Genomic DNA, 12,692 nt, shown 5'->3' on the forward strand with positions numbered 1-12,692 from the left:
GCTTCATGACTGCTTATCGCCGTTGCGACACCTTACATTTTATTGTGCAGCGCCTTGCGGAGATTCAATCAGATCCAGCAGCCGGCGGGTTGCCGCCTGCCAGTCGTCCGCTTTGGTGATAGCACTGACCACCGCCACGCTGCCGACGCCGGTTGCCAGCACTGCCGGGACGCGATCGATGCTGATACCCCCAATCGCCACGGTTGAGACACCCTGCAAACGCTGAATGTGACGGGTCAGTTCGACCAGCCCCTGCGGCGCAGATGGCATATCTTTGGTCTGCGTAGGGAAGACATGGCCCAGTGCGATGTACGAAGGCTGAACGGCCAGTGCGCGATCCAGCTCGGCATCATCGTGAGTAGACAGTCCCAGCCGCAGCCCGGCAGCGTGAATCGCATCAAGGTCGGCGATATCCAGATCTTCCTGCCCCAGGTGAACGCCATAGGCCTGATGTTTGATCGCCAGACGCCAGTAGTCGTTAATAAACAGCCTCGCCTGGTAACGTTTACCGAGGGCAATCGCCTCCGCGATCTGCTGCTCTACTTCCTCATCCTGACGATCTTTAATGCGTAGCTGAATAGTGCGCACACCAAAATCCAGCAGGCGGGCAATCCATTCTACGGTTTCCACCACCGGATAAAGCCCAAGCCGGGCATCGGTTGCGGGAAAAGGACCACGACTCATACATTTTCCTCGGTTTTAAGCGCATCGGCACGGTGATACAGTTCACCGCCGCGAGTGCGGAATTCATCAGACATCTGCGCCATACCGATCTCAATCGGCACGGCCTGAGCTTGCTGGCGCGCGGCGTATTCGCGTACTTCCTGGGTGATCTTCATCGAACAGAACTTTGGGCCGCACATTGAGCAGAAGTGCGCCACCTTACCGGATTCCTGCGGCAGGGTTTCATCATGATAGGCGCGGGCTGTATGCGGATCGAGGGCAAGGTTGAACTGATCTTCCCAGCGAAACTCGAAGCGCGCCTTCGACATCGCATTATCACGGATCTGCGCACCCGGATGGCCTTTGGCGAGATCGGCAGCGTGCGCAGCAATTTTATAGGTAATCAGACCCTGTTTAACATCTTCTTTGTTGGGTAAGCCAAGGTGCTCTTTCGGCGTTACATAGCACAGCATCGCGCAGCCAAACCAGCCGATCATTGCGGCCCCAATTCCCGACGTAAAGTGGTCGTAGCCTGGCGCGATATCGGTGGTCAGCGGGCCGAGCGTATAAAACGGTGCTTCATGGCAGTGCTCCAGCTGCTCGGTCATATTACGGCGGATCATCTGCATTGGTACGTGGCCCGGCCCCTCAATCATCACCTGCACATCGTACTCCCAGGCAATTTTGGTCAGTTCTCCCAGCGTATGCAGCTCGGAAAACTGTGCTTCGTCATTGGCATCCTGAATCGATCCCGGGCGCAGGCCGTCACCCAGTGAGAGGGATACGTCATAGGCGGCGCAAATTTCACAGATTTCCCGGAAATGCAGGTAGAGGAAGCTCTCTTTATGGTGCGACAGGCACCATTTGGCCATGATCGATCCCCCACGTGAAACAATCCCGGTCAATCGTTTTGCCGTCATTGGCACGTACCGCAACAGCACACCGGCGTGAATGGTGAAATAGTCAACGCCCTGTTCGGCCTGCTCCAGTAGCGTATCGCGGAAAATTTCCCAGTTAAGATCTTCCGCCACCCCGTTGACCTTCTCCAGCGCCTGGTAGATCGGTACGGTGCCGATCGGGACCGGGCTGTTGCGCAGGATCCATTCGCGTGTTTCATGGATATAGCGACCGGTGGAAAGATCCATCACCGTATCCGCGCCCCAGCGTGCTGACCACACCAGCTTTTCAACCTCCTCCTCAATCGAAGAACTGACAGCGGAGTTGCCGATATTGGCGTTGATTTTCACCAGGAAGTTACGCCCAATGATCATCGGTTCGGATTCCGGATGGTTAATATTAGCCGGAATGATCGCCCGCCCGGCGGCGACTTCCTGGCGCACAAACTCCGCGCTGATATTTTCCGGCAGGCTGGCACCAAAACCGTTGCCCGGATGCTGTTGCAGCAGGATTTCACCCCGGATGCGTTCGCGGCCCATATTCTCGCGGATGGCGATATATTCCATTTCCGGGGTGATCACGCCAAGGCGTGCGTAATGCATCTGGGTGACACAGCGGCCAGCCAGTGCGCGGCGCGGGCGCGGGAGATTGTCGAAGCGCAGATGATCCAGTCCTTCATCGGCCAGTCGCTGCTGGGTATAGACCGAGCTGAGTTCGGTCATTTCTTCCGTATCGGCGCGCTGATTAATCCAGGCGCTGCGCAGTTTTTCAATGCCGCGATGCACGTCGATAGTGGCGGCCGGATCGCCGTAGGGGCCAGCCGTGTCATACACCGGGACCGGTTCATTCTCTTCCAGCGTTGGGTCATCTTTACTGCCCCCAACGACGGTGGGACTGAGCTGAATTTCACGCATCGGAACGCGGATATCGTCCCGGGATCCGGTCAGATAAATACGTTTTGAATTGGGGAATGCCGTACCCTGCAGGGAATCAATAAACTGCTGAGCTTCAGCGCGCTGTTCGCGGCGGTTTGTTTTTTTCTCAACGAGAAGTTTTTCAACGGTAGACATAGCAAATTCCTGAATTATTAGGGAAAGTTGCTTGCCTGGAGGCGGGAGTAATTTGAACGATGTGAAACATTTTATTTCGCATCATCACAGACGATTTTACTCTTGTTCCCTTCGCAGGTGTTAACCTGAACAGGTTCCGCGGATCCCGAATTAACGGTCTCAGCCCCGTGGGGCACTCCGACAAGAAATGCTGCCCGATATTCTGGCCTGAACGCCAGAAAATCAGTTTTCAGTCAAAGCAAAATGTTTTTTGCTCAAACTAAATAGCCCCTTCAGCATAAAGGGGCTATTTGGAAACTACAAGCAATTCACAATCTGATAACGCATCAGGCGGAAGGGGCAAGGGGCGCCTCATCTTCAGTCCTCTGATTTTCAGCCACTTTTTCTAAAGCCAGCTTGATGAATTTATCTTCCAGCACAAAGCGTTCAGCCAGTACCTCGCCAACCAGCGAAAGCGTTCTCTGGAAATCGACGGAGTTATCCGTTTCAATAGCCTTTTCCAGATACGTATCGTAAATATGCATAATGTGGTCGGTATTGGCGCGTAAAGAGGGATAAATCAACGCCGCCTGCGCCAGCTGTTGGGTGCCTTCAAGCTCTTTGATAAAACGTTCATAGGCGGTGAAGTGACCGGTTGAGAGATAATCCACCAGGCTCTGACAGAAATTATCCAGCGCATTTTCATCGAGCGCCGCCTGCGATTCCTTGTTAGGCTTTAAACCGGCCATTTGGTAATAGGCAATCAGCAGCTGCTTGCGGGAGAGCAAACAGAAATCGACCAGTTCACTGCAGCCGCCAACGCGTGCGGCCAGATTTTCTAACTGGTTAAGCATGTTCATCTCCGTGAGTATTATTTTTAATGCCTGACCTCAAACCAGTCTTTGAGCTGAGGATGATAAGCAAGTTATGGAACGTCAAATATCAAGCGTAGACACTGGCTGGTGGGTTGTCAGCCACGAACATAAAATTTGGTTACCAAAAGGCGAAATTCCGCGAGGATCTGCCGAATCGCTCGGACTGACGGGATCAAAAGGATCGCCCATCGGTGAATGGCAGGGGGAAACGGTCTGGTTGATCTGTCAAAGCCGGGCACAGGAAATCGGATCGCTGCGCCAGCTGCTTGGTCAGGAAACCGGGTTGTTTCAGCTGGTCGGTCGGGGTATCCAGCTGGCGGAGTTTTACCGCTCACATCGCTGGTGTGGTTACTGTGGGCATGAGATGCATCACAGTAAAACCGAATGGGCATGCCTGTGCAGCCACTGCCGCCAGCGCTACTATCCGCAAATCGCTCCCTGTATCATTGTCGCCATCCGCCGCGGGGATGAGATTTTGCTGGCGCAGCACACCCGCCACCGTAACGGTATCTATACCGTGCTGGCTGGTTTTGCTGAAGTCGGTGAAACCCTTGAGCAGACCGTTGCGCGTGAAGTCATGGAAGAAGCGTCTATTAAGGTGAAAAACCTGCGTTACGTTTCCTCACAGCCGTGGCCGTTCCCGCAGTCGCTGATGATGGCCTTTATGGCCGACTATGATTCGGGGGAAATTAACATCGACCCCAAAGAGCTGCTGGATGCGGGCTGGTATCGCTACGATGCCTTACCGCTGCTGCCGCCTGCAGGCACTATTGCCCGGCGTTTAATTGAAGATACCGTCGCGCTGTGCCGTGCAGAGTCAGAATAAAGTTTGCGGATGATTGGCGATCAATAGTCTGGTTTCGTGTTTACCCTGGCCCGCTGCTGTGTGAGGCCAGGGTGTTTAATTCAGTACAGATATAATGACCTTTAGGTTTATCTCCCCGTTAAATTCTAATATGATTCACATCGTGGAAGATTTTAAGCACGCAACATGGAATAGTTTTCAATTACCTCCGCCTGTCGCTTTTAATTCATGACACCAGAGATGGCTTTTTTTAAGCTTAAAGTGCCATTTCCTGATATATATTATTAAATCCTTTGAACGCAACGTGACTTATTCCTGTGCAGGCGTTGACTGTTCGGCGGGTAAAAATCCATCAGGGTGATCCATATGTAGGTTGGACGTCGGTATGTTTGAAACTAAAACACAATATTATCTTTGGGGGATCTGGGTTCTCTGGATCGGCAGTATTATTGCTTTTTTGCTGTCGCACAGGCTATCAATGCTAATTTTCCTTAGCGGTATGGGATGCCTCATCCTGTTTCGTCTGTCGTCATATCTACGCGTTCACAGAGTGGTTATAAATATGTTTAATTTCAGTAAGAAAGAAGAAGTTCAGGCATCGGAAAAGTTGGCTTCGCCGGCCAGTGCAGCGTGTGAAAATATTAACATTGATCCCTTTGCTGAAAGTAACAATATAAAGGAAACAACTATTTCACCGGGAACAATGCTGCGGGGTGAAATAACTAATGAAAATAACATTACTATCAGTGGCGAAGTGGAAGGGGATATAACCAGTAAAAAAATCACGCAGATCGGTAAAGAAGGTCGTGTGGTTGGCAAAGTTACTTCGTTCAAACTGATCGTAAACGGTCTGCTGAAAGGATGCTGCTACGCTAAAACTGTAGTGATAATGTCGCGAGGAAGAATAGAAGGCGATGTTTATGCTAGTGAGTTCTCAATTGAGAAAGGCGGCGTATTTATTGGTAATTCCCACTGGGTTGAAGAAACCTCTGAAATAAAGGATAAAAAAGGAAAGGTTTCAAACGGCTCGTCCGGTGAACGTACGCCTTCGCTGGTTCCTGTTGACGGCGGTGCCGTGAAAAATAATCAGCTACAGGCGAAGAAATAAGAGGCGAGGTGCTGTTTCAGGCTGAATGCGCCACCGTGTCGTTATGGCCGCGATGGGTACGGGCAGGGAGGGTGTGCCCTCTCTTCAATTTATTGAGCCACCGGGCACCGTCAATCAGGATAAATGATACACTACCGACTTGTTTGGAGTAGAGAGCCCTGCGATGAGTGAATTGAAGAACGACCGTTATTTGCGCGCCCTGCTGCGCCAGCCTGTTGATGTCACCCCCGTATGGATGATGCGCCAGGCCGGACGCTATTTGCCGGAATACAAAGCCACACGTGCCGTAGCCGGTGACTTTATGTCGCTGTGCAAAAATGCCGAGTTGGCCTGTGAAGTAACGCTGCAGCCGCTGCGGCGCTATGCGCTGGATGCGGCCATCCTGTTCTCCGACATCCTGACGATCCCCGATGCGATGGGACTGGGCCTCTATTTTGAAGCGGGAGAAGGTCCGCGCTTTTCGCACCCGGTGACCTGCCGCGCTGACGTTGAAAAGTTACCGATTCCCGATCCCGAGCAGGAACTGGGCTACGTCATGAACGCCGTGCGGACCATCCGCAAAAACTTAAACGGTGAAGTGCCGCTGATCGGTTTCTCCGGTAGTCCGTGGACGCTGGCGACCTATATGGTGGAGGGCGGCAGCAGTAAAGCCTTCACCAAACTGAAAAAAATGATGTATGCCGAGCCGCAGACGCTACATCTAATGCTCGACAAGCTTGCTGACAGCGTGACTCTTTATCTTAACGCTCAGATTCGCGCCGGCGCGCAGTCGGTGATGATCTTCGACACCTGGGGTGGCGTACTGACGGGCCGCGACTATCGTGAGTTCTCGCTCTATTACATGCATAAGATCGTTGATGGCTTGCTGCATGAGAACGACGGTCGCCGGGTTCCGGTGACGCTGTTTACCAAAGGGGGAGGACAGTGGCTGGAAGAGATGGCCGCCACTGGCTGTGATGCCCTGGGTCTCGACTGGACGACCGATATTGCTGATGCCCGTCGTCGCGTGGGTGACAAAGTGGCGCTGCAGGGAAATATGGATCCCTCCATGCTTTACGCATCTCCTGCGCGTATTGAGCAGGAAGTCGCGGGTATCCTTGAAGGCTATGGCCAGGGTTCAGGGCACGTCTTCAATCTTGGCCACGGAATTCATCAGGACGTACCGCCAGAACATGCAGGCGCGTTTGTGGAGGCGGTGCACAAGCTTTCGCGCCCTTATCACCAGGAGTAAAATATGGATATCGCCGCACTGCGTGAAGAGCAGCGTACCCGCGCTGCTGAAGTCGTTCTTCAGGATGATTTTGACGTCATGCCTCCCCGGCTGATTGGCGGCGCGGATGTCGGCTTTGAGCAGGGCGGGGAGGTAACGCGTGCCGCCCTGGTGATACTCGAATACCCCTCACTCAGGCTGATTGAGCATCAGGTGGCGCGTATCGCCACCACCATGCCCTATATCCCCGGCTTTCTTTCCTTCCGTGAAACCCCGGCGCTGCAGGCCGCCTGGCAGCAGCTCAGCCACCGGCCCGATCTTCTGCTGGTGGATGGGCACGGTATCGCCCACCCGAGACGGCTTGGCGTGGCGAGTCATTTTGGTCTGCTGGTGGATGTGCCGACGATTGGCGTGGCGAAAAAGCGCCTGTGCGGGGCATTTACGCCGCCGGACGCAGAACCCGGCAGCCATCAGCCGCTGATGGATAAAGACCAGCAGCTTGGCTGGGTGCTGCGCAGTAAAGCGCGCTGTAATCCACTGTTTATTTCCACCGGGCACCGTGTCAGCCAGGCTACCGCTCTGCAATGGGTGGAAAACTGTTTGTGCGGCTATCGTTTGCCGGAACCCACGCGGTGGGCGGATGCGGTTGCATCCCGACGCCGGGCTTTTACCTCGCTGCTACAGGGTTAACCGTGCTGCTGTGGACCTTTTCAGGTACACTTCCCGCAGCGCGTTAATTCTGAGACCCTGATATGTTACGTAACCCTATTCATTTACGGCTGGAAAAGCTGGAAAGCTGGCAGCATGTGACCTTTATGGCCTGCCTGTGTGAGCGGATGGCCCCAAACTACCGTGCATTTTGCCAGCAGACCGGTTTTGGCGATGGCCAACTGTATCGTCGAATTCTCGATCTCCTGTGGGAAACCCTGGTGGTGAAGGATGCGAAGGTCAACTTCGACAGCCAGCTGGAAAAGCTGGAAGAAGCCATCCCTTCCGCTGATGATTATGACCTGTACGGCGTCTATCCGGCGATTGATGCCTGCGTGGCGCTCAGTGAACTGCTGCACTCCCGTCTGAGCGGTGAAACGCTGGCCCATGCTATTGCCGTGAGTGAAACATCGATTACCACCGTGGCCATGCTGGAAATGACCCACGCCGGGCGCGAAATGACCGAAGAAGAGCTAAAAGTGAATCCCGCTGTTGAAGAGGAATGGGACATCCAGTGGGAGATTTTCCGCCTGCTGGCAGCCTGCGAGGAGAGGGACATCGAGCTGATCAAAGGGCTGCGATCCGACCTGCGCGAATCCGGGATCAGTAACATCGGGATAGAATTTCATCAATAAGGCCACAAAACGTGACTTCAGGCCAGATTTGTAGCGCCTTTGGGCTTCACATTCGCCCCCACTCTGGTCTACATTTGGGGGGCTGAAAAATGTGGCTATCGGTGCGTGTAGGCAGGAGAGTGCCAGAATCTGGTTTTTCCCCTCGCACTCGGTGCTTAGCAAGCGATAAATACACTGTAAGGATAACTTATGAACAAGACTCAACTGATTGATGTAATTGCGGACAAAGCGGACCTGTCTAAGACCCAGGCTAAAGCTGCACTGGAATCCACTCTGGCTGCGATTACTGAGTCTCTGAAAGAAGGTGATGCTGTACAACTGGTTGGTTTTGGTACCTTTAAAGTTAACCACCGTGCTGAGCGTACTGGCCGCAACCCGCAGACTGGCAATGAGATCAAAATTGCTGCTGCAAACGTACCAGCATTCGTTTCTGGTAAAGCACTGAAAGACGCCGTTAAGTAATCGTCTGACAGTGAAGAGTTTAAACAGGGGGGCGAATTCGCCCCCTTTGTTTATCTGTTTCTCATCTTCTGATGTGTTTCCCTCTGCTGCCGCAGCCCGCTAATGATTTTGTGATACTCTTTTATCATGAAACTAATGCTTCCTTTTCGTATCCCTGTTCTCACTCTGCTGCTGCTGTTAACCGGCTGCGGTTCGCATTCCGATCTGCCCGATTTTACCGCCAGCGGCTATCTTGCCGATCGAGGTGCCGTAAGGATATGGCGGAAGGATGACCAGAAAAAAATCGCCCATATGATGACCATCTTTACCCCTTTTAGCGGTGGCGCAACGGAAACGACGGATTATCAGTGGCAGGATGGCAAACCGGTGTCGATTGAACGTCATACTGCTGGCCAACAGCCTGATGACGTGACGCTGCGTTTCGATCACGATGGCGCGTTAAGCTTTATGCAGCGCCAGCTTGCCGGGCACCGGGAGCCATTATCTGCTGATGAAGTGGCGCTTTATCAGTTTGATGCGCAGCGGATGGTCAAGATCAGTGATGACCTGCTCAGCGGGCGGGTGATGCTGACGCAGGGAGTCTGGTCGTTGGGCGGCACGGTAAAAACCTGTCAGGGGAATGAAGTGAGGCCCGACTTCGATATGCTTGAACGAGAGCACATTGATAAACAGCAGAACACCTCCGCCACTCCACTCAGCGTTGCCTGGCTGGAAACACCCGGTGATACCCAACTGCTGTTGGTCAGCACGGAAGATTTCTGTAAGAGCGAGCCGAAAGACGCGGATTTCTAGCCTGGCGGTGGGTGAGATGAGCGCGCCGGGTTTTCATCAGAGGTAAAAAAGGGGCGGGGATTATTCATCCACCCCTTCTGAGTGTGTCAGGCATCACGCCCGGCAGCAGACACGCGTTCTCTGCCCTGGGTGCGACCGACCGGCATCGTTACTTACGGTCGATGGCGCGGTAGCCGATGTCTTTACGGCAGAAGCTGCCTTTCCAGGAGATTGGCTGCGCCAGCTCGTAAGCACGCTTCTGTGCGGCAGCGACATCTGCACCCAGTGCGGTAACGCACAGTACGCGCCCGCCGTTGGTGACCACCAGGTCGTCTTCCAGGGTGGTACCCGCGTGGAATACCTTACCGTCGGCGACTTCTTCCAGCGGTAAACCGTGAATTTGATCGCCAGTGGCGTAATCACCCGGATAACCACCGGCTGCCAGTACCACACCCAGTGACGGGCGAGGATCCCAGACGGAATCTTTCTGATCCAGTTTACCGTCAACGGCGGCCAGGCAGAGATCAACCAGATCCGACTGCAGGCGCAGCATGATCGGTTGAGTTTCCGGATCGCCGAAGCGGCAGTTAAACTCGATCACCTTCGGCTGGCCGCTTTTATCGATCATCAGACCGGCATACAGAAAACCGGTGTAGACGTTGCCTTCAGCTGCCATGCCGCGCACGGTTGGCCAGATCACCTCATCCATCACGCGCTGGTGGATTTCATCGGTCACTACCGGGGCCGGGGAGTAGGCCCCCATACCGCCGGTGTTCGGGCCGGTATCCGCATCGCCAACGCGCTTATGGTCCTGGCTGGTGGCCATTGGCAGCACGTTCTCGCCGTCAACCATCACGATGAAGCTGGCTTCTTCGCCATCAAGGAACTCTTCCACCACGATGCGGTGACCCGCATCGCCGAACGCGTTACCGGCCAGCATATCCTGGATGGCGTCTTCGGCTTCCTGCAGCGTCATCGCCACAATCACGCCTTTACCCGCAGCAAGGCCATCGGCCTTGATCACGATGGGGGCACCTTTCTCACGCACGTAGGCGAGGGCTGGCTCAACTTCAGTAAAGTTCTGGTATTCCGCCGATGGGATCTGATGGCGGGCCAGGAAGTCCTTAGTGAAGGCTTTAGAACCTTCCAACTGCGCAGCGGCCTGAGTGGGGCCAAAGATTTTCAGACCGGCCGCGCGGAATGTATCCACCACGCCTTTCACCAGCGGCGCTTCCGGACCAACGATGGTCAGATCGATTTTCTCACTCAGAGCAAAGTCCAGCAGGCCCTGAATGTCGGTTGGGCTGATAGCCACGTTCTGCAGCGCAGGCTCCAGTGCGGTACCTGCATTGCCCGGCGCAACGAACACGGTGTCAGCCAGCGGTGACTGAGCGGCTTTCCAGGCAAGCGCATGTTCACGGCCGCCGTTACCAATAACCAAAATTTTCATTCGAGACTCCGTAATTAATGGCGGAAATGACGCATGTCGGTAAAGATCATCGCAATGCCGTGTTCATCGGCCGCGGCAATCACTTCGTCATCGCGAATCGATCCACCCGGCTGGATCACGCAGGTAATCCCCACGGCGGCAGCGGCATCGATACCATCGCGGAACGGGAAGAAGGCATCAGAGGCCATGGCTGAGCCTTTAACTTCCAGGCCTTCATCAGCGGCTTTGATACCGGCAATTTTTGCAGAGTAGACGCGGCTCATCTGGCCTGCACCTATCCCAATGGTCATATTGTCACGGGCATAGACGATGGCGTTAGATTTGACGAATTTAGCCACTTTCCAGCAGAACAGCGCATCACGCAGCTCCTGCTCGCTCGGCTGGCGCTTGCTGACCACGCGCAGCTGGCTCTCATTGACCATGCCCAGATCGCGATCCTGCACCAGCAGGCCGCCGTTCACGCGCTTGAAGTCCAGACCGTTCTGGCGCTGCTGCCACTGGCCGCAGGTCAGTACGCGAACGTTTTGCTTCGCAGCGGTCACTTTCAGGGCCGCTTCGCTGGCAGATGGCGCAATGATCACTTCCACAAACTGACGGCTGATAATGGCCTGAGCCGTGGCTTCATCCAGCTCGCGGTTGAACGCGATGATCCCGCCAAAGGCTGAAGTTGGGTCGGTTTTGTACGCGCGTTCGTAGGCATCAAGAATCGAGCCACCGACCGCCACGCCACACGGGTTGGCATGCTTAACGATGACGCAGGCTGGCTGGTCAAACTCTTTTACGCATTCCAGTGCCGCGTCGGTATCGGCGATGTTGTTATAAGAAAGCGCTTTGCCCTGAACCTGCTGCGCGGTAGCCACCGAGGCTTCGGAAACATTCTCTTCTATATAGAAGGCCGCATCCTGATGGCTGTTCTCACCGTAGCGCATATCCTGCTTCTTGATGAAGTTCAGATTCAGCGTACGTGGGAAACGACCGGCAGGGGCCGAGGTCTCACCATGATAGGCAGGAACAAGGCTACCAAAGTAGTTGGCGATCATGCCGTCGTAGGCGGCGGTATGTTCGAATGCCTTGATAGCCAGATCGAAACGGGTTTCCAGCGTCAGCGAGTTCTCGTTGGCGTCCAGCTCGGCCACGATAGTCTGGTAGTCGCTGCTCTTCACTACGATCGCCACGTCTTTGTGGTTCTTGGCAGCAGAGCGAACCATGGTGGGGCCACCGATATCGATATTCTCTACCGCATCTTCCAGCGAGCAGCCTTCGCGTGCAACGGTCTGGGCAAACGGATAAAGGTTAACGACGACCATATCAATAGGAGAGATGCTGTGCTCGGACATGATGGCGTCGTCCTGACCGCGGCGTCCTAAGATGCCACCATGCACTTTCGGGTGCAGCGTTTTGACGCGTCCATCCATCATTTCCGGGAAACCGGTGTAGTCAGACACTTCAGTCACGGGCAGGCCAGCATCGGCCAGCAGGCGGGCGGTACCGCCAGTGGAGAGCAGCTCTACGCCACGTTGAGAAAGCGCCTGAGCGAATTCGAGGATACCGGCTTTGTCAGACACGCTGAGCAGCGCGCGGCGTACAGGACGACGTTGTTGCATGGTGGTTTTATCCCTTGGCTTTGGATCGCATATAAAGAGCGTTATATGAAGCTTAGTCTTTCTCTTCTCTATATAGAGGAAGATAAGTTTCAGGTAACGCCCCTGAAAGGGGCTTCCATTACGCGCGGGCATTGTAGCGAAAACGTTTGCGTGTTGCTCGTCAAAATTGTCATTCAATAAAGAATGTGGATAAGTTTGTGCATAAACAGGTATAAGGCGGGGTTTTGCTGTGGAATGCAGCAAACGGTAAAATTATCGCAATTTAGCCCTTGTCAGCCGTCGAGAACTCCCTATAATGCGCAACCACTGAGACGGCACAACGACTGAGAGGTCAGCCACTCAGAGGTTCAGGAAGTCTCTGAATCGCCGGAAAAAACTTCTCAAAAAGAAGTTGACTCCGAAGGAGAAGAGCGTAATATACGCCTCCTCGCAGCAGGAAGCCTCGGCACTGACTG

Annotated in this window: 12 protein-coding genes and 1 riboswitch; of the genes, 7 read left to right on the top strand and 5 right to left on the bottom strand. The window is 54.2% G+C overall.

Going from position 1 to position 12,692, the window contains the following annotated elements:
• Window positions 1-39 precede the first annotated feature (39 nt).
• From thiE to rsd, 3 genes are all read right to left on the bottom strand, one after another.
• Window positions 40-684, bottom strand: a complete 645-nt coding sequence (thiE, locus tag PGH32_RS24150; RefSeq protein WP_314427680.1) for a thiamine phosphate synthase — start codon at window positions 682-684, stop codon at window positions 40-42.
• Window positions 681-2,630, bottom strand: coding sequence for a phosphomethylpyrimidine synthase ThiC (gene thiC / locus PGH32_RS24155; protein ID WP_314427683.1), 1,950 nt, complete (start codon window positions 2,628-2,630; stop codon window positions 681-683). Before thiC ends, thiE begins: the two co-directional genes overlap by 4 nt.
• Window positions 2,631-2,719: 89 nt before the next feature.
• Window positions 2,720-2,820: riboswitch (TPP riboswitch) on the bottom strand.
• A 136-nt stretch (window positions 2,821-2,956) separates the two neighbouring features.
• Entirely contained in the window at window positions 2,957-3,463 is a 507-nt protein-coding gene (gene rsd, locus PGH32_RS24160; protein ID WP_314427686.1) for a sigma D regulator, read from the bottom strand.
• Window positions 3,464-3,536: 73 nt separating this feature from the next.
• Here rsd and nudC point away from each other — a divergent pair, with 73 nt between their 5' ends.
• The 7 genes from nudC (at window position 3,537) to PGH32_RS24195 (ending at window position 9,204) form a co-directional block, all read left to right on the top strand.
• Window positions 3,537-4,310: an NAD(+) diphosphatase gene (gene nudC, locus PGH32_RS24165; RefSeq protein WP_337895387.1), complete on the top strand. Its 774-nt coding sequence runs from the start codon at window positions 3,537-3,539 to the stop codon at window positions 4,308-4,310.
• Between the two features lie 364 nt (window positions 4,311-4,674).
• Window positions 4,675-5,397 carry a bactofilin family protein gene (locus PGH32_RS24170; RefSeq protein ID WP_314427692.1) on the top strand — a complete coding sequence of 241 codons (723 nt, stop codon included), beginning with the start codon at window positions 4,675-4,677 and terminating at the stop codon, window positions 5,395-5,397.
• A gap of 163 nt (window positions 5,398-5,560) precedes the next feature.
• Window positions 5,561-6,628 (top strand): uroporphyrinogen decarboxylase, encoded by a 1,068-nt coding sequence (hemE, locus tag PGH32_RS24175; RefSeq protein WP_314427695.1) that lies wholly within the window; start codon window positions 5,561-5,563, stop codon window positions 6,626-6,628.
• 3 nt (window positions 6,629-6,631) lie between these two features.
• Window positions 6,632-7,297 (top strand): deoxyribonuclease V, encoded by a 666-nt coding sequence (gene nfi / locus PGH32_RS24180; RefSeq protein WP_337895388.1) that lies wholly within the window; start codon window positions 6,632-6,634, stop codon window positions 7,295-7,297.
• A gap of 62 nt (window positions 7,298-7,359) precedes the next feature.
• Window positions 7,360-7,950: a YjaG family protein gene (locus tag PGH32_RS24185; protein ID WP_337895389.1), complete on the top strand. Its 591-nt coding sequence runs from the start codon at window positions 7,360-7,362 to the stop codon at window positions 7,948-7,950.
• A 189-nt stretch (window positions 7,951-8,139) separates the two neighbouring features.
• Window positions 8,140-8,412: a nucleoid-associated protein HU-alpha gene (gene hupA, locus PGH32_RS24190; RefSeq protein WP_017803060.1), complete on the top strand. Its 273-nt coding sequence runs from the start codon at window positions 8,140-8,142 to the stop codon at window positions 8,410-8,412.
• A gap of 135 nt (window positions 8,413-8,547) precedes the next feature.
• The gene (locus tag PGH32_RS24195; protein WP_314427707.1) at window positions 8,548-9,204 is read left to right on the top strand and encodes a DUF1481 domain-containing protein; all 657 of its coding nucleotides are present in this window, start codon (window positions 8,548-8,550) and stop codon (window positions 9,202-9,204) included.
• Between the two features lie 148 nt (window positions 9,205-9,352).
• On the opposite strand, the gene purD is transcribed toward PGH32_RS24195, so the two are convergent.
• Both purD and purH read right to left on the bottom strand, forming a co-directional pair.
• Window positions 9,353-10,633 (bottom strand): phosphoribosylamine--glycine ligase, encoded by a 1,281-nt coding sequence (gene purD, locus PGH32_RS24200; RefSeq protein WP_314427710.1) that lies wholly within the window; start codon window positions 10,631-10,633, stop codon window positions 9,353-9,355.
• 14 nt (window positions 10,634-10,647) lie between these two features.
• Entirely contained in the window at window positions 10,648-12,237 is a 1,590-nt protein-coding gene (purH, locus tag PGH32_RS24205) for a bifunctional phosphoribosylaminoimidazolecarboxamide formyltransferase/IMP cyclohydrolase (protein ID WP_337895390.1), read from the bottom strand.
• Window positions 12,238-12,692: the final 455 nt, after the last annotated feature.

This window comes from Erwinia sp. SLM-02, from assembly GCF_037450285.1.
Taxonomy (GTDB): domain Bacteria; phylum Pseudomonadota; class Gammaproteobacteria; order Enterobacterales; family Enterobacteriaceae; genus Erwinia.